We start from the raw sequence: 17,642 nt of genomic DNA, 5'->3' as shown, positions 1-17,642 counted from the left end.
AATTCCAGCCTATCATGACACAGCATCAGGTCCGGTTCACTGCTATCCTTTAAGATTCGGAGCCCACACTATGGAAGGCGAACCTACCCAGTCCGCTGTAGTAAGTGATGCCATATCCGCCGAACAGCCCTTGGTGGATCGGGCTCGACGCGGCGATGCCGCGGCATTCGGCGAGCTGATTTCGAAATACGAACGGCGCGTCTACCGCATGGCGCGGCAGATTACCCAGAACGATGAGGACGCAGAAGATGTCCTCCAGGAGACGTTTCTCAAGGCCTTCGAGCATCTCGATTCCTTCCAGGGTCAGTCCAAATTCTATACCTGGTTGACCAGAATCGCGGTGAACGAGAGCTTGATGAAGCTCAGAAAGCGCAAAAGTGATCGAACCGTTTCGCTCGATGAAAACATCGAAACGGAAGAGGAACCGATCGTGCGCGAGATCGCGGTTTGGGATGACACTCCCGAGCAGAAATACAGCCAGGAAGAGATGCGCGAAATCCTGGACAAAGCAATCGACAGCCTCAAACCGATCTTCCGGACGGTTTTTATTCTTCGCGACGTCGAAGAACTCAGCACGGAGGAGACCGCTGAAGTACTCGGTCTATCAATAGCAGCTGTGAAAAGCCGCTTGCTGCGCGCGCGCCTGCAGTTGCGCGAGAAACTCACCCGGATTTTCAAACGCAAAGGGGATCAGATCCTTGGCTACGCAAAATGAGGCAGCGCACACGCAAGCGCTTCGAAAAGAGATGGTCACCTGTCACGACTTTTTGAAGGAACTTAACGACTTCCTCGACGAGACCACCGATCCCGCGCTTCGGGCCGAGCTGGAGAAGCACATCACGGAGTGTCCCAACTGCTGGGTGATCTGTGACACTACCCGCAAAACCATCAGTGTTTACAAGGGGATGGAACCCCAGCCCATACCGCCGGCCATCCATCAGAAGATCCTGGGCCTGATCCAGAAGCGCTGTGGCTGCGGTTCAGAGAGTCACTCCGCCCAGGAGCCGCCGACCGAAGGGCAGGCGCCCGCGGAGTAGGGGCACCACCGGCAACGGGGTGCTTCCCGCAACGGGAAGTCTCCTGCCTTCTCCGCTTCCACCAGCGCCCGCAATCCTGCGAGGCGTTCTTCCTGACTTCCTATCTCGACAGGGTGAGGCGTGCCCAGTCTCAGCGAAAACAGCCATGCCTCGTCGACAGGCTGACCCAGCATCCGCTCCAGGGCCTCGGCATAGAGGCGAAGCTGGACCGAATAGGCTTCCATTCTGGATTCGTCCAGATTGCGGTCGGTCTTGTAGTCGACGACGACCAAACGGCCGTCGTGCTCGAACCAAAGGTCGATCTGGCCGCGCAGCAGGACGCCTTCAATCTCCACTAAAAAGTCGAATTCCCGTTCCACACGGCTGGCCTGCTGTACGCGGCCTGCCAGGTCGCTCTGCAGGAATACGCCCGCCAGCGCCTCCGCCTCCGGCGAAACCTCTTCGGAGACTCCGCCCAGAAACTCGTGAACCTCCGTGCCCAGCGCTGCGCCGCCGCCCGATCCACCCTGCCGAACGGGTTGGGGCCAGCCCACCAGGGCTTGCAGGAAGTAGCGCCGGGGGCAGTCCGCAAACACCGCCAAGGCTGTCACCGGCAGTTGGGCGCTGGACTGGTGCGACTCAGGCAGCGGGGTGGCTTCGACGGGTTCGGCCGTCCCCCCCTCCAGCACTGGCGCCGGCATGGCCTCCGGTTGCCCGCTGCGCCTGGTCAGCCGCAGCGACTCTGTTTCGCGGACAACGTTGATCTCCGCTGGCCACTCGATCTGGAGTCCTGTTTCCACCTGCAGGACCCACGGTGGAGTGCTGCGTGCGGGCTGCGTCCAGGAAAGGATGAGCCGCTCTTCTGCCCGGGTCATGGCTACGTACAGCAGACGGTCGGCCTCGGCCCGTTCGCGTTCGGAAGTCAGGCTGACGCACGCCGCGAGGGCGGGATCCGGCTCAGACGTCTTGCCGTCCGGCATACGCCAGCGCAGGCCCAGGCCGGCCTGGGGCGTCCACGCCAGCGGTTCGCTGAAGTTCTGGGTTCCCTTCTGCATTGAGGCCAGGACGACCACCGGAAACTCCAGTCCCTTGGCTGAGTGGATCGACATCACCTGGACGGCGTCGGAGAACTCGACCTCGGGTGCGTTCGGCTCCTTGCCGCGTTTGCGCAGGTCGTCGATGTGCTCCAGGCGTCCGGCGAGATCTCCGGGCGCGGCTGAGTCCAGATCGCGCAGCAGCCGCAGGAATTTGTCGGCATTGGCCCGGCCCCGGCGCGAGAGCCCGTCGCGGTAGCCGGTCTCGTCCATCAGCCGCGACAGCAGCCGGTCCGCCGGGATTTCCTCCCGAAACGCCCGGGCCCATCCAATCCTCTCCAGTGCTTCCTGGGGCGCCAGGCCCCCGCCAGCGCGCGCCAGCAGGATCGACTCATCACTCGATCCGAAGAAGGGCGAACGCAGCAGGGCGAAGAGCGGGATCTCGTTGGCCGGATTCTCCAGGACGCGCAGCCAGTTCGTGAGATCCAGGATCTCCTGCTCCTCGAAGAAGTTCTTGCCACGGTCGATCTGGCAGGGGATGCCGAACTGCTCGAAGGCGGATTCCAGGGCATCGAACGGAGCCTTGGTGCGGGCCAGCACGGCCATGTCGCGGAAGCGGGCCGGATGCGGCGGATCCCCCACCATCAATTCACCGTGCAGTTCCCGCAAGCGCCGGGCGATCCACAGGGCTTCCCCCTCCGCCTCGCCCTCCTCCATGCGCTGGACTTCGACGAAGGGGGCGCGGTAGGACGGGTACTCCCGGCGTCCGATCAGTTCGTGTCTCGTCACTCCGACGCTGGGCGTCGTCACCAGCGAGGCCGTGACGGCAGCCAGGATTTCGGGGCGGCTGCGGAAATTGCTCTCGAGACGGTCGACCACGCCGCCGGCCGCGCGCACGGTCTCCTGGTAGGCCGCGAACTGCTCGGGCACCGCGTGGCGGAAGCCATAGATGGACTGGTTGATGTCGCCTACCGCGAAGAACCGGCCCGGACGGCGTACCAGATCCAGGATCTGCCACTGGACCGGATTCGTGTCCTGCAGTTCATCCATGAGAATCGCATCGAAACGATCCTGCGTCTCGCTGCGGATCTCGGAATCGCCCTGCAGCAGGCGCAGCGTCTGCTCCTGCAGGTCCTCGAAATCGAGGGCCGCCCGTGCCCGCTTGCGCCGCTGGAACTCCTGCTCAAACTCGACCAGGGCATCGCGCAGGACGGCCCGTTCCTTCACATGAGCCGCGCCCAGGACACAGCGCCGCGCCTGGTCGCGCAGCATCTTGACGCGATCGAGGCTGTCGTAGATGGGATGGCCGGGTTTCAGGCCGCGCTTGTCCATCTTGAACTCGGCCAGCCAGGGCAGGGACGGCTCCTGGCTCAGCCAGGCGCGGCCTTCTTCCATGCGCCGCCGCTGCGGATCGGTGGTGGGAGCCGGCGAATCGTCCAGCATCTGGCGGACTGAGCGCCGAAGTTCCTCGATTTCGACCTCCGGATGGAACTCCGGCAGGCGCTGGAGGGCGGTCCGGGCTCCGCCGCCCATGCGCAGGTCCTCATAAACGCCGCGTAGTGACGACGCCATGTCGTTTGCGGGCCAGGCGTCTGCGACCGCGACGAACTCCTCCCGGCGCTCCTCGGCCAGGCGGTCGAGCACCGCTTCCATGGCGGCTGCCTGCTCGGTGTCGGCCTCCCGCTCGTCGAGCACTGCGAACTCAGGATCGAGACCAGCTCGAATCGCGTGCTCCTGCAGCAGCCCCATGCAGAAAGCGTGGATCGTGGAAACCTGCGCGCGCTCGACTCCGCGCCGCCGCTCCATGTCGCCGCTGAAGCGCTTCACCAGCCGCGCCTTGATTTGGGTGGCGGCCTTTTCGGTGAACGTGATGGCGAGAATCCGTCCTGGATCCATGCCCTGTTCCACCAGCCATGCAAAGCGTTCGACCAGGACGGTGGTCTTGCCCGAACCAGGACCGGCCACACAGCAGGCGTCCTGGCCACTACGCCGGACCGCGTCGAGTTGCTCCTGCGATAAAGCCATTGCGGCTTCTATTGTCGCCTCTACTCCTGTCGCAATGCTTGCAACGGATCGATGGAGAGGGCGCGCCGTGCCGGGACATAGACCGAGGCCAAGGAGATCACGGCCATCGTGACAACCACTCCAGCCAACACAACAGGATCGCGCGCAGAGGCCTGATAGACGATTCGGCTCATGCCCTGGCTGGCCACGAAGCCGAGTGCCAGGCCGCCCAGGCAGCCGGCCGCAATCAGGGCACCGGTACGCCCCAGGACGAAGCTCAGGACTTGGCCGGGTCTCGCCCCAACGGCCGTGCGGATTCCAATTTCGCGCACCCGCCGGCTCACGGAGTAGGCGGCCAGGCCGTGAATGCCTGTCACGGCCAACATCATCGCCAGCAGTCCGAACGCGCTCAGAGCAAAGCTGGCCGCGCGGGCGGGGAAGAAGGCGTAGCTCAGTTGCTGGCGCAGTCCGCCGACGTTCTGGGCGGGCAAGCGGGCGTCGAGCTCCGCGATGCATTGACGCAGGAGCCCGGCCATCTCGCTCTCCGGACGGTTGGAACGAACCAACAGCAGGCCGCTGGATTCGTAGCGGCGCGCGGCCGGCCAGAAGATCGCGGCGCGAGGTTGCTCGGTCAACGATTCGTACTTGCCGTCTTCGACAACCCCGATGATCAGCACCTGCTCACCCCGAAACCCGTGCACGATCCGGCGGCCCACCGCGTCTGTCCGTCCCAGCACCTTGCGGGCCAGGGTCTCGTTGACGATGGCCATTCCTGGCGGATCATCCCAGCGGAAGTCCCGCCCGGCGAGCAGACGGGTCGACATTACGGAAAAATAGTCCGGCGAGACGACGAAGTAACTTGCGCCAACACCGTCCCTCCGCTTGTCGTCCATCGCGCCGGGTGCATACAGGGTGGTGGAGGACTGATCGACGGTCAATGGCACCGCGCTGGCGAAGGCAGCCGAAACTACCCCGGGTACCGCCTTTGCTTTCTCGAGAACCTCCTGCTGGAACTGCCGGCCTCGGTCCGCTGAATAGCGGGCGATCCCTAGGTCAAAGCCGGCCACCGTGACCCCTTCGGACCGGAAACCGGCCGGCATCCGCAGAGCATTGGACAGGCCGCGGAGAGACACGAAACACGCGGTGACCAGCAGGCAGCAGAGGCACACCTGACCGGCCAGCAGCAGGTCGCGAAAGGCCCAACGGCGGCCCGAACCGGCGCCGCGCAGGGCTCGATTCGTCTCGGTTGCCCAAGCCTGGCGCACTGGCGCGAGGCCGAACAGCAGCCCGGTGACTGCCGTGATCAGAACGGCAAAGGCCATCACCCGCGGATCCGGCTTCACCGCGAATTGAGCCGGAAAATCAAACGGAGGCCGGTATTCGCTGAGCAGGCTCAGCAGGCCGTAGGCCAGCCCGCAACCCGCAGCGCCTCCGGCCAGGGCCAGCAGCATGGATTCCGTCAGGAGCTGCCGCATCAGCCGCGCCCGGCCCGCGCCGATCGAGATCCGAATCGCAAACTCGCGGCGCCGGTCGGCCGACCGGGCCGAGAGCAGTCCGGCCAGGTTCGCGCAGGCCGCCAGTAAGACGAGTCCCGCCAGCGCCATCACGCCGATCAGGAATCCGCGAACGGGCGCGCCGCCGGTGTCGCCGATCATGCCGGGCCTGGCCAGGCGGGTGCGCGGCACGTACCCGCCGGACGGGTGTTCCTGATTGACGGCCAGCCCGACTGAATCCAGGTTGGCCTCTGCCTGCTGCTGGGTGATGCCCGGCCTCAGGCGGCCGATGACGAAGGCGTTCCAGGTGTTGCGATCCTCCAGCCAGTCGCGCATTTCAATCTGAGGTTCCATCATCATGGGGACCCAGATCTCGGGCCAGTAGAAATGCTCCGTGCCGTGAAACTCACGGGGTGCCACACCCAGAACCGTGTACGGCCGGCCGTTGATGCGCACCGTGCGTCCGGCCATCCCGGGATCGCCTGCGAAGCGCTGCCTCCAACAGGCGTAGCTCAATACGGCGTAGGGACTGGCACCCGGTCCCTTCTCGTCCCCGGGGTGGAAGAACCGGCCCAGGATGGGCTTTGTCCCCAGTAGATCGAAATAGTTGCCGGTCGCCAGGTAGCCCCAAACGCGTTCCGCGCCTTGCGCCGTCTCCCGCCCCATGGGCGCAATCCGGTAAGCGGCCAAAGCCGAAAACGTGGCGTTGCGATCACGCAGATCCCGATAGAGCGGGAAGGAATGGGTAGGTTCCTTGTCGTGCTGGACGAAGAAGACGCGTTCCGGCTCGGCCATCGGCAGTGGCTGCAGCACCAGTGAATTCAGGACGCTGAAGACGGCGGTGTTCGCGCCGATGCCCAACGCAAGGGAGACAATTGCCACGGTGGTGAATCCACGATGGTGCCGCGCGCTGCGGAAGGCGAAGCGCAGGTCCTGGGCCAGTTCGTCGGGCCAACGCAGTCCCTTAGCCTCACGGCACTGCTCCTTGTAGGTCTCGTGCTGGCCGAGCTCAAGGCGAGCCTGCCGGCGGGCCTCCTCAGCGGGCGTTCCGCCGGCCATCAGGTGGTCGGCGCGATGTTCGATGTGGGACTCCAGTTCCTCCGACAGGCTGGTCTCCCAGGATTGCCGCCGCCGCATTATGCCGAGGGCTTCGCCCCACTTACGCCACATCTCGCTCTCCTAATTGATCTAGGAGAAGGATAACCGCCGACTCCTAAGCTGTCAAGGAGAGATGCCGCCTGCCGCGAATTGTAACAAGTGTCTACCGCTGTACCCGTAACATGCGTCAACATAATCTGCGCACCTGACAGCATCGCCACTCATCTACTTTTCTCTATGCCTTCCCTCGTCGAACAAGCCCTGGCTGCCATGGGCGGACGCTCCCAACTGGAGTCCATCCAGTCCCTGCATCTGAAAGGCTACGGCCACTATTACCTGATTGAACAATCCGAACGGCCGGCCGGACCCTGGATCGTGCGCTACGAGCAGACCGAGGAGTGGCGCGATCTGGCCACCGGCCGCCGGCGCATGGAAAAGATCGAGCGGCCTGGCCAAGTCGACCGGCAGACCACCATCTCGTCGGGGGAGTTCGAAGCCACAAGGATGACGGTGCAGGGCAGGGAATTCCCGCCGCGTGTGACGCCAGCCGATCCCGAGTGGCTCGACTTCAGTCCGGAGAGGGTTCTTTTCACTGCCCTAGCCGCCTCTGATCTGCGTTCCGACGGCTCGACTCTCTACCAGGACGTAATGCACCATGCGGTGACGTTCACCTGGAAGGGCTTTCCGGTGCGGATCCTGTTCAATGCGGATACCGCGCTGCCCACCGTTGTGGAGCTTGTCCGGACCTATCCGCGCGATACGTTCTGGAACGTCTGGGGCGATGTCACCACGCGCTGGATCTACTCTTACTGGTATCTGGAGCATGGCGGGCTGCACTATCCGCGGCAGGTCGACATCGAGAAAGCCGGCTACCCCTATCGCTCGTTCAGCATCGACGAGATGACGATCAATGCCGCGATTCCGGCCGAGCGGCTGGAACTGCCCGCAGATGCGCAGAAGCTCGCCCAGAGGCCGCAGCCAGAGGTCGAAGCCTGGCCGTTGGGGCGGCCGGACCGACCGGCTGTCGAGCTTGCTCCGGGGCTCGTCAAAGTGCCCGGCAATTGGGACATTGCCTTCATCCGCCAGGACGACGGGTTGCTGATCCTGGAGGCGCCGATCTCGGCCGGATACTCCCAACGGGTTCTGGAGGAGGCCGCCCGGCGGTTTCCAGGCACGCCAATCAAGGCGGTAATCACGACGTCCGATGCCTGGCCGCACTTCTCGGGTGTGCGGGAGTATGTCGCGCGGGGCATTCCGGTCTACCTGCTCGACCGCAACGAGCCCATTGTCCGCCGGTTGCTGGCCTCACCCCGGACTCTGCGTCCCGATGCCCTTGCGACCCGCCGCCGGGAGGCGGAACTGCGTCCGGTCTCTCAGCGGACGTCGCTGGGCGGCGGCGCCAATCGTGTGGAACTCATCCCCATCCGCACCGAGACCGGCGAGCGGATGCTGATGGTTTGGTTCCCCGAACACCGGCTGCTGTACGCCAGCGACCTGGTGCAGGGCCCGATGCCGGACGGCGGCTTCTTCATGCCGCAGTACCTCAGCGAAGTGCGCGATGCCGCCGCGCGCGAGAAACTGCAGCCCGAGTTTGTGATCGCCATGCATGCGCCAAAGACCCTCTGGTCCAAGGTGCTGGCCGCGATCGAGGCGGTGTGAGCCGGCCTAGGCCTTTGCGCTGACCGTGATCTGCGCCGCCTGCGGGAACACGAAGTCGTAGCCGGGATTCAGCTTCTGTTCTCCTACCAGCACTTCGTGAACGTCATAGGGGTTGGTGGTGTGGTCCAGTACGGCGTTGCGAATCACCTCGAACGCGTGCTCCAAATACTGCGCCTCGTCGATGTCGACATCCACCAGGTAGTGGTCGCCCGTCTCCCCCTGCCGGAAGAACGAGAGCTGCAGGTTGCCGTACTTGTCGAACGTCTTGAAGCTTTTGGCCGGCTGGTAGCCGTCCGGCGGATGGTGCAGCGCTTCCGAGACCTCGTGGAACAGCCGTGAAGCGTTCTGGGTCTCCTCAAACAGGGCGGCCGTGGTCCTGACAAAGAACCGGTCCCTGCGCAGCTTGAGCAGACCGCCCATGTGGCTGAAGCAGCTTGTGCCATCCCCCAGGATTGTGGCCGAGGCCTTGATGGCAATGTTGAGCAGGCATGCCTGGCGCTGTGCGTCCAGTGCGGTATACAGCGCCTCCCCTTGCTGAGTGGGCTGCGTGTCGATTGACGAGGTCTCCAGGATCGCTTTCAACTGGGCGGGCAGTTTGGCGTAGACCGGCGCGTCGATGGCCGATACCTTGTCTGGATTCACCGGCAGCGTCACCGGCTGGCGAGCCACTTTGCCGTCCTGCACCCTCACGAAGAACGAAGACGGACGGTACCGCATGGGCCACACCGTCACCTGATAGTCTTTCACCGGTGAGGCGTCGATACCCCCGATCTGTATCGTGCCGTTCACCTGCACTGAGCTCTCGTAGTGCGTCGTGCCGTCGCGTGCCACCACATCCAGATGGATCTGGTCCTGGAGCTTTGTTCCTCCGACGGTCGCGAAATCCAGCCTTATTGATCCTGTACCCATGAGTCCTCCTTGCAAGGAGCTTACCCTACCCTCCCCGCGCCGCCTAAGGAAAAATTGCCCCTCCAATGACAGCCATCCAACTCGCGGGATAGTGGAGGCATGTCCTTCCCGCTGCTCTCGCGTGAACCTGGGCCGGTCCTGACTTATCTGGTGTTGGCGGCCGCCGCTTTCCTCGAAGCCTTCGGCGATTCGTGTTTCCAGTCCGCCCTCTACCGCTCCACCGGGCCGGCCCGATTCCTTGCGGCCGGGTTCGGGGTCCTGGCGCTGGCTGCGTATGGATTCACAGTGAACCTGCCCCGATGGGACTTCGGCCGCCTGCTTGGCATTTACGTGGTCTTCTTCTTTCTCTGTGCCCAACTTCTTGCGTGGCTCCGGTTCGACCAGCGGCCCTCGCTGCCGGTCTGCCTGGGCGGGGTACTCATCGTCGCCGGCGGGTGCGTGATCTCCTTCTGGCGCGTTTGAGGCAGATTTTTCCCGGCAACTTCGATTTGCTTGTAACTTCCTCCGGAAGCCGCTGTACTCCATTTGACAGCCAAATGGAACGACGGTAGGTTGTATTAGATTGCCAAATAGAGAACCCGCTCCTCCCAAGGCCGGAGTGCTGCAAGGCACCCTCGACCTCATGATCCTCAAGGTGGTCGCCAGTCTCGGACCCGTGCACGGCTACGCCATCGCGGAACGCCTGGCGCAGGTCTCCGAGGGTGCGCTGCAGTTGAACATGGGCACCCTGTACCCCGGTCTCGTGCGCCTGGAACAGCGTGGCCTGCTGCGGGCCGCATGGGATCAGACCGAGTCGAATCGCCGTGCCCGCTTCTATAGCCTTACCCCTGCTGGCCGTCGCCGTTTGGAAGTGGAACGCCAGGAGTGGTCGCGCATGACCGGTATCATGCAGCGCCTGCTGGACGACACCATCTGATCGAACCCACGCAAGGAGGCACCCATGCGCGCAGTGCTGCAGTTCTTTTCGAAGCTACGGTCGGTCTTCGGCAAGGAAAAGCTGGATCAACACCTTGAGGACGAGATCGAGTTCCACCTCCAGATGGAGACCGAGGCCGGACTCCGGCGCGGCCTGGAACTCAACGAAGCCCGCCGCCAGGCCCGGCTCAAATGCGGCTACGAGAGCGTGGCCTCGGAGGAGATCCGTGACCAGCGCCTGCTGGGCTGGCTCGACGGCACGTTCGCTGACCTGCGCCAGGCGGTCGTGGCTTTGCGCCGGCACCGCGGCTTCACCGCCATAGCCTTGGCCGCGCTGGCGTTGTCGGTTGGACTCAATACCCTCATCTTCACGATGCTGGATGGCGTACTTTTGCGGCCGCTGCCTTACCCGCAGCCTGACCGGCTGGTTCGCGTCTTTGAGTCGACCCCGCGCAATCCCAAGTGGCCCGTGTCCATCGGCAACTTCTACGACATCCGCCGCCTCAATCAGTCGTTCGATTCGGTTGCGTTGTACACCGAGGACGACCTGCAGTTGATGCATGGGGACGTACCCGAACGCCTCAAGTCCATGCGTGTTTCGCATGACTTCTTCACCACCGCGGGCATCCTGCCGGCCATGGGCCGCAACTTCGAACCGGCCGACTCCAGGGCGGACAAGGCTCGCGTTGTCATTCTCGGCAACCGGCTCTGGAAGACGCGGTTCCAGTCGGATCCGGCCATCGTCGGCAAAACCATCCGACTGAACCGCGAGGCGTGGACTGTGGTTGGGGTGCTGCCGCCGGGCTTCCAGCATGTCGGCGGAAGCTACCGCTCGCCGCTGCAGGGCGAGACCGTGGATCTCTGGTGGCCGCTGCCCGTCGGGCCCGGTAACCGGGGCTCCCACTACACGAATCTCATCGGGCGCATGAAGGCTGGGGTCAGCATCGAACAGGCACGCCAGGATGCTCTGGGTATGGCGCGTGAACTGACGCGCAATTTTCCCGGGCCCAACCGGGACCTCGTCCTGCGTGTCGAGCCACTCACCACCGAACTCGTCGGCCAGTCTCGCCAGACTGTCTGGCTGATCGCCGCGGCCGGCGGCCTGGTGCTGCTCATCGCCGGCGCGAATGTAGCCGGGCTCTGCATCGCGCGCAGCCTGGCGCGACGCAAGGAGATTGCGGTCTGCCGCGCACTCGGTGCCGGAACCTGGCGGATCGTGCGTTCAGTCCTCTGCGAGAATCTGGTCCTCGGGCTCGCGGGCGGAGCCTTGGGACTCGCTCTTGCGGCGGCGCTTGCGCCCGGTTGGCGTGCCCTGATTCCAGCCGATTTTCCCCGTGCCCACGAAGTCCAGCTCACCTGGACCGCCGGGTTTTTCGCACTCGGTTGTGCCTTGCTCACCAGCCTGCTCGCAGGCCTGGCTCCGGCCCTGCGGCAGTCGCGCGTGGATCCCGCCGCCAGTCTCACGCAGGAGTCCCGCGGAGCTTCCGCCGGCCGCGACGCGCATCGCCTGCGAGCCGTGCTCGTCGCCGGCGAAGTGGCCTTCGCCACGGTGCTCTGTGTCTCGGCGGCGCTGCTCGTCCAGAGCTCCCTCCGCTTGAGTGCTCGTGAAAACGGCTTCGACCCCAATGGCGTCCTCACGTTCCAGTTGGAACTGCCGCGCGCAGGATACGAGAAGCCTGAGCAGGCAGCCCGGCTCTACGAGGAAGTCCTTGCCCGCTGGCGGACGCTGCCCGGTGTCCAGGCTGCCGCGCTCGCGACCAACATTCCCTGGTCCGGGTACGACGAGAATAGCGGCTTCTCCATCCAGGGCGTGGCGGAGCATCCTGGCGATTCCACGCAGGGCCGCTACCAGATGGCTTCTCCGGGCTACTTCGAGGCTTTGCGTATCCCGCTTCGCGCGGGACGCTATTTCGATCAGCGGGACAGCGCGGCCGGGCCGCTGGTCACCATCGTGAACGAGGCGCTGGTGCGGCGCTACATGCCCGGCTTGGATCCGGTCGGCCGCACCCTGGAGATCTGGGGCAAGCCCCGCCTTCTCGTCGGCGTCGTGGCCGACAATTTCGACCACCCGGCCGATCTGAAAGCCGAGCCCGGTTTCTGGCTGCCGCTATCTCAGGTGCCCATGGGTGAAGTGAATGGCGTCCTCCGCACCGCCGGTGATCCCATGTCGCTGCTGGCTCCGGCCGTTGCGGCGCTGCACGAGTCCGACCGCGAACTGCCCGTTGCCGAGCCGCGCGCGATGACCACCATCACCCGCGCTGCCCTGGCTGAGCGCAATCTCGCCAACTGGCTCCTGCAGGCCTTCGCCCTGCTTGCTGTGATGCTCGCCGTCTTCGGTATCTACGGGCTGCTCGCCTACGTCGTCGAACAGCGCCACCGGGAGTTTGGGATCCGTGTCGCCATGGGCGCCACCCGCCGCGACATTCTCTGGCTGGTGCTGAAAGGTGGGCTCGCGCAGGCTCTCGCCGGAGGCGTGATTGGAGCGCTGTGTGCGCCGGTTGCCGCCCGTTCGATGGCCAGCCTGCTGTATGGAGTCAGCTTCGGCGACCCCTTGTCCTTGTTCTGGGCCCTGGCCTTCGTGATCTGTGCGGCTTTGGTGGCCAGCTTTACGCCCGCTTTGGGAGCGGCTCGTGCAGATCCCTCCACCGCGCTGCGCAACGAGTAATCGCAGCCGGGCCGGCCCCTGCTACTTCAGCGTCTTCAGGAACTGCCCCGTGTAGGACTCCGCGCACTGCGCCACCTGCTCCGGCGTCCCGGCCGTCACTATACGTCCGCCGCCGGAGCCGCCCTCGGGTCCGAGATCGATCACCCAGTCCGCGTGGCGGATCACTTCCAGGTTGTGTTCAATGATCAGCAGGCTCGCACCGTTGTGGATCAGCCGTTCGAACGCATCCAACAGCTTCGCGATGTCGTCGAAATGCAGTCCGGTGGTCGGTTCGTCGAAGAGGTACAACATGCCCTTCGAATCGGCCTGCGTGAGGTGGGAGGCCAGTTTCACGCGCTGCGCCTCGCCGCCCGAAAGAGTGGTTGCTGACTGGCCCAGCCGCAGATAACCCAAGCCCACGTCGGACAGCGGCTTCAGGCGCGACACCAGCTTCGGCTGATCCGCAAAGAACGCGAGCGCCTCGCGGATCGTCATGCCCAATACTTCGTGGATGTTCATGCCGCGGTACCGGACATCCAATACCGACGACTTGTAGCGTGTGCCCTTGCAGTCCTCGCAGATCAGCTCGACGTCCGCCAGGAACTGCATCTCCACGGTGACCGTGCCGTCGCCCTGGCAGGTCTCGCAGCGTCCGCCTGCAATGTTGAACGAGAAATGCCCAGCCGTGTACCCGCGCCTGTCCGCCTCGGGCGTCGACGCGAATAACTCGCGGATCACATCAAATGCCTTGCAGTAGGTCACCGGATTTGAGCGCGGAGTCCGTCCGATGGGGGACTGGTCGACCAGCACCATCTCGCGGATCAGTTCGGCATTCTCCACCTTGCGGCAGGTCTGCTTCTCCGCCTTCTGCGCCAGTACTTCGTCTTCTTGCTTGGCGCCCTCTTTGGACAGGTCGCGCCGGTAGCGTGTTTCCAGCGTGCGGTGGATCACGTCGTGGACCAGCGACGATTTGCCGGAGCCCGAGACGCCCGTGACCACGGCCATCATGCCCAGGGGCACTTCCACGTCGATGTTCTGCAGATTGTTTGCGCGGCAGCCGTAGAACTTCAGCACCCGCTTGGGATCCACGGGGCGGCGCTCGGTCTTGAGCGAAGTGCTCAGGTCGCCCTTCAGGTACTTCGCCGTCAGCGACGCGCTTTTCTTGCTACTGCCTGAGAGCATCTTGGCCAGGGTGCCCTCGAAGGTCACCAGCCCGCCCAGTTCTCCGGCGCCCGGACCCATATCGACAACGTGGTCCGCTGCCCGCATCACGTCGGCGTCGTGCTCCACCACCAGGATGGTATTGCCCAGGTCCCGCAGCTCTTCCAGGATCCTGATCAGCCGTTCCGTATCCCGCGAGTGCAGGCCGATCGACGGCTCATCCAGTACATAGGTCGCGCCCACCAGCCGGGAACCCAGGCAGGTGGCCAATTGAATCCGCTGTGCCTCGCCGCCGGACAGTGTGGCCGAGAGCCGGTCGAGCGTCAGGTACTGCAGGCCGACATCGTTCAGGAACTTCAGGCGCTGGCGGATCTCCACCATCACCTTCTCTGCAATCGCAGCCTGTTCCGGAGCCTGCTCCAGATTGTCGAAGAAGTCCTTCGCCTCGGCGATATTCAACCGCACGATCTCCGCGATCGTCTTGCCGCCCACGCGCACGTTCAGCGCTTCGGGCCGCAGCCGCGAACCACCACACGCCGGACATTGTGTGTATCCCCGGTACCGGCTCAGAAACACGCGCACATGGACCTTGTACTTCTTGGTCTCGACCTCGAGGAAGAAGCGCCGGATTGCGTCCAGCACCACGCTCTTCTCCGCCGGCTTCAGGTCCACATAGGGCACCGTGGCCCGCACCTTGTTGCGCGACTTGCCGATGAACTCCTCGCGCATCCACTGATACTGGGGTTTGTTCCACGGATCGATGGCGCCGTCGGCGATCGACAGGGAAGGATCGGGAATCACCAGGTCCAGGTCGTAGTCGATCGTATTGCCGAAACCCTGGCACTTGGGACACGCGCCATAGGGGTTGTTGAAGCTGAACAGCGAGGGCTCAGGCGTGAGGAACTCGACGTTGCAGGTCTTGCAGGAGAAGCGTTCGCTGAATCGAATCTGCTTCGGTTCCGGCTCTCCGGCCTGTTCGAACACGACTTCACCGGCCTCGCGGTAGCAGATCTCCACCGTATCCACGATGCGCTGCTTCTGGTCCGGACGCACCACCAACCGGTCGGCCAGGACCCACACCGGCTTCGAGAAATCGACGTCCAGCAGGGATTCAGGCGTCGAGAATTCATAAACCGTCGAGTTCTGGAACAGCCGGTTGAAGCCGCGCTTCCTCAAGTCGAACAGGTGGTCGCGCAACGCTGCCGCGTCGCCCGGCTTAAACATGACGACGGGGAACAGGGCATACCAGCGCGAGCCGTCCGGCTGGGCGAGCATTTTACGCGCCACCGGATCCACGGTGTCCCGCTCCACCAGTTGGCCGCACGTCGGGCAGTAGGTGAGGCCCGTCCGCGCATACAGCAGGCGCACAAAGTCGTAGATTTCCGTCGAGGTCGCTACCGTCGAGCGCGGATTCCTCGTCGTGTTCTTCTGGCGGATCGCAATGGGTGGGGCGATGCCTTGGATCTCGTCGACATCCGGCTTCTCCATGCGGTCGAGGAACTGCCGGGCGTATGCCGACAGGCTTTCGACGTAGCGCCGTTGGCCTTCCGCATAGATCGTGTCGAACACCAGCGACGACTTGCCGGAGCCGGACACACCTGTCACCACGGTCAACTTGTTGTGCGGCAGGTCGACGCTCAGGTTTTTGAGATTGTGAACCCGCGCGCCGCGGATCCTCAGGAATTCGTCCACTGACTTACCATTGTATCAATCGGATGCTCATTCCCCCGCCCCGCAAAGCCAATCAGCTTCTGCTCGACTGGTATACCGCCGCCGGCCGCGATTTACCGTGGCGGCGCACCCGCGACCCGTGGAAGATCATGGTCTCCGAGATCATGCTGCAGCAGACGCGCGTCGCGGCAGTCATCCCCTACTACCAGCGCTTCCTCGAGCGTTACCCGGAGCCGAAGGACCTGGCGCAGGCGCCCGAGCAGGAATTCCTCGCCATCTGGTCTGGGTTGGGTTACTACTCCCGCGCCCGCAATCTCCAGCGCGCCGCCATTCAGATCACTGAGGCCGGCGGCTTTCCCGAGACCTACGAAGAGATCCGAACCTTGCCCGGAGTTGGAGACTACACCGCGGCCGCCATCGCTTCCATCTGCTTTTCCCTGCCATACGCGGTTCTCGACGGCAATGTGATGCGAGTGATCTCCCGCATGACGCTGGAGAAGGGCGATATCTCGAACTCGTCGGTTCGCGTCCGGCTCAAGGAGCACGCCCAGCGGCTGCTGGATCCCAAGCGGCCCGCCGACTTCAACCAGGCCATCATGGAGCTTGGCGCCACCGTCTGCCTGCCCCGCAGCCCGCAATGCCTGCTCTGCCCGTGGCGTGAAATGTGCCAGGCGCGGGCCGCCGGCGTCCAGGGCGAGTTGCCCATCAAGCTGAAGAAGCGCGATCCGGTCAAGCTCGCCATGGAGCTCTTCCTGGTGGAGAAGAACGGCAGCATCCTGCTGCGCCAGCGCGGGACGACTGAGTCTAAACTGGCCGGTTTCTGGGAGTTACCGGTCGCCCGCGATATGCCTGCGGCCGAGCGCGGCGAATGCCTTGGCTCCTTCAAGCACTCCATAACCCACCACGACTACACCATCGAGGTGTATCGTGCCTCCGCCGCCAAAGCGCCCAAGGGCTTCCGCTGGTTCCAGATGGAGGAGCTTGAGAACGTGCCCGTGGCTACGATGACCCGCAAGGCCTTGGCGTTGGTCTGAGATATATACCCCGCCCGGAATCTGGTGGTATAGACAGCGTGATCAGTATGGGCGTAAAATCCGGGGCGATTGCCCATGCGCCTTACACGGCTGGCGCTGGCCTTCCTGGCGTGTGCCACCACAGCCTGGAATCAGACGCAGAGGCAGGCGCCGTCCTACTCAGCGGACAGCATCGTTAACCTGGCTAGCGGCGAACGCGGCCGCCTCGCGCCCAACACGCTGGCTGCCATTTACGGCAAAAACCTGGCCCCCTACAGCCGGGCTCGCGATGCCGGCGACCTGCAGGGCAACGTCCTCCCCTACCAGCTTTCGGGCACGGGAGTGACGGTGAGAGTTGGCAGCTTGCTTGCCCCAGTGGAATACATCTCCCCCGAAGTCGTGACATTCCTGGTCCCTTCGGAACTACGGGCCGGACCCGCCAGCATCGTTCTCACCTACAACTTCCTAAGCGGCCCCACCATCCGGGTCCAGTTGCTGCCAGCCGCGCCCGCCTGGTTCCTGATGGAGACGGGTTACGTGCTCGGGCGCCATCTGGATTCCATGCAGTGGATTGACGACGCCCATCCGGCCCGCCCCGGCGAGCGCGTGGTTCTCTATGCTGCCGGCCTGGGCGATTCCGAGCCCGTGCTGCCTTACCGCCAGGTGCCCCGCGAAGAGGTTCCGTTGGCACGTCTCGACCGGTTTCGCCTTCTGATCGGAGGCTTGGAGATGCCGGTCGAGCGGTTAGGGTATGTCGGATTAACTCCTGGATTTCCAGGTGTTTATGAAGTCAATGTCGTGCTGCCGGCTATATCTGGACCCGATCCGGAGGTATCAATTGAGCTTCCGGGAGCCGGCACGGAGCCCGGAATCCGCTTGCGCCTGCAACCCACACCGCCGCAACCGGATGTCCCACCTTTACGTTCAATCAAGTGAGCCCGGCGTCCACGGGCGCTTTGCTGGAGCGCGCTGGTCGATCGTATCGATTCAGGCGGTTTCAGTGTGGAAAAACACATTCCAAACCT

The 17,642-nt window shown here is 64.1% G+C and carries 12 protein-coding genes; 8 read left to right on the top strand and 4 right to left on the bottom strand.

The genetic code is table 11. The features are described 5' to 3' along the window. Positions 1-70: 70 nt before the first annotated feature. Together IRI77_RS19400 and IRI77_RS19395 are read left to right on the top strand one after the other, a co-directional pair. On the top strand, positions 71-715 hold the full coding sequence (locus IRI77_RS19400; protein ID WP_194446686.1) for an RNA polymerase sigma factor: 645 nt from the start codon (positions 71-73) through the stop codon (positions 713-715). Continuing rightward, positions 699-1,037 carry an anti-sigma factor family protein gene (locus IRI77_RS19395; RefSeq protein WP_228486213.1) on the top strand — a complete coding sequence of 113 codons (339 nt, stop codon included), beginning with the start codon at positions 699-701 and terminating at the stop codon, positions 1,035-1,037. The genes IRI77_RS19400 and IRI77_RS19395 overlap by 17 nt, the downstream gene beginning before the upstream one ends. Here IRI77_RS19395 and IRI77_RS19390 read toward each other — a convergent pair. Beyond that, positions 989-4,075, bottom strand: a complete 3,087-nt coding sequence (locus IRI77_RS19390) for a UvrD-helicase domain-containing protein (RefSeq protein WP_194446685.1) — start codon at positions 4,073-4,075, stop codon at positions 989-991. The genes IRI77_RS19395 and IRI77_RS19390 overlap by 49 nt on opposite strands. 20 nt (positions 4,076-4,095) lie before the next feature. Further along, a complete protein-coding gene (locus tag IRI77_RS19385) occupies positions 4,096-6,717 on the bottom strand; it encodes an ABC transporter permease (protein ID WP_194446684.1) in 2,622 nt (873 codons plus the stop codon). A gap of 165 nt (positions 6,718-6,882) precedes the next feature. On the opposite strand from IRI77_RS19385, the gene IRI77_RS19380 reads away from it, so the two are divergent. Beyond that, positions 6,883-8,304 carry an MBL fold metallo-hydrolase gene (locus IRI77_RS19380; protein WP_194446683.1) on the top strand — a complete coding sequence of 474 codons (1,422 nt, stop codon included), beginning with the start codon at positions 6,883-6,885 and terminating at the stop codon, positions 8,302-8,304. Between the two features lie 6 nt (positions 8,305-8,310). Here IRI77_RS19380 and IRI77_RS19375 read toward each other — a convergent pair whose 3' ends face one another. Continuing rightward, complete coding sequence (locus tag IRI77_RS19375; RefSeq protein WP_194446682.1) at positions 8,311-9,213, bottom strand: hypothetical protein; 903 nt, start codon at positions 9,211-9,213, stop codon at positions 8,311-8,313. Positions 9,214-9,312: 99 nt separating this feature from the next. On the opposite strand from IRI77_RS19375, the gene IRI77_RS19370 reads away from it, so the two are divergent. The 3 genes from IRI77_RS19370 (at position 9,313) to IRI77_RS19360 (ending at position 12,793) form a co-directional block, all read left to right on the top strand. After that, on the top strand, positions 9,313-9,675 hold the full coding sequence (locus tag IRI77_RS19370) for a hypothetical protein (protein ID WP_194446681.1): 363 nt from the start codon (positions 9,313-9,315) through the stop codon (positions 9,673-9,675). 100 nt (positions 9,676-9,775) lie between these two features. Continuing rightward, a complete protein-coding gene (locus tag IRI77_RS19365; protein ID WP_228486212.1) occupies positions 9,776-10,129 on the top strand; it encodes a PadR family transcriptional regulator in 354 nt (117 codons plus the stop codon). A gap of 24 nt (positions 10,130-10,153) precedes the next feature. Continuing rightward, positions 10,154-12,793 carry an ABC transporter permease gene (locus IRI77_RS19360; protein ID WP_194446680.1) on the top strand — a complete coding sequence of 880 codons (2,640 nt, stop codon included), beginning with the start codon at positions 10,154-10,156 and terminating at the stop codon, positions 12,791-12,793. A 21-nt stretch (positions 12,794-12,814) separates the two neighbouring features. Here IRI77_RS19360 and uvrA read toward each other — a convergent pair whose 3' ends face one another. Continuing rightward, positions 12,815-15,625 (bottom strand): excinuclease ABC subunit UvrA, encoded by a 2,811-nt coding sequence (gene uvrA, locus IRI77_RS19355; protein WP_194446679.1) that lies wholly within the window; start codon positions 15,623-15,625, stop codon positions 12,815-12,817. 23 nt (positions 15,626-15,648) lie between these two features. On the opposite strand from uvrA, the gene mutY reads away from it, so the two are divergent. Both mutY and IRI77_RS19345 read left to right on the top strand, forming a co-directional pair. Further along, positions 15,649-16,638, top strand: a complete 990-nt coding sequence (gene mutY / locus IRI77_RS19350) for an A/G-specific adenine glycosylase (RefSeq protein WP_194446678.1) — start codon at positions 15,649-15,651, stop codon at positions 16,636-16,638. Positions 16,639-16,713: 75 nt separating this feature from the next. Next, positions 16,714-17,553, top strand: a complete 840-nt coding sequence (locus IRI77_RS19345; protein WP_194446677.1) for a hypothetical protein — start codon at positions 16,714-16,716, stop codon at positions 17,551-17,553. Positions 17,554-17,642: the final 89 nt, after the last annotated feature.

This window comes from Paludibaculum fermentans (assembly GCF_015277775.1).
Classification (GTDB): domain Bacteria; phylum Acidobacteriota; class Terriglobia; order Bryobacterales; family Bryobacteraceae; genus Paludibaculum; species Paludibaculum fermentans.
Note: the sequence above shows the minus strand (reverse complement) of the source record. Positions and strands in the feature narration are given on the sequence as shown.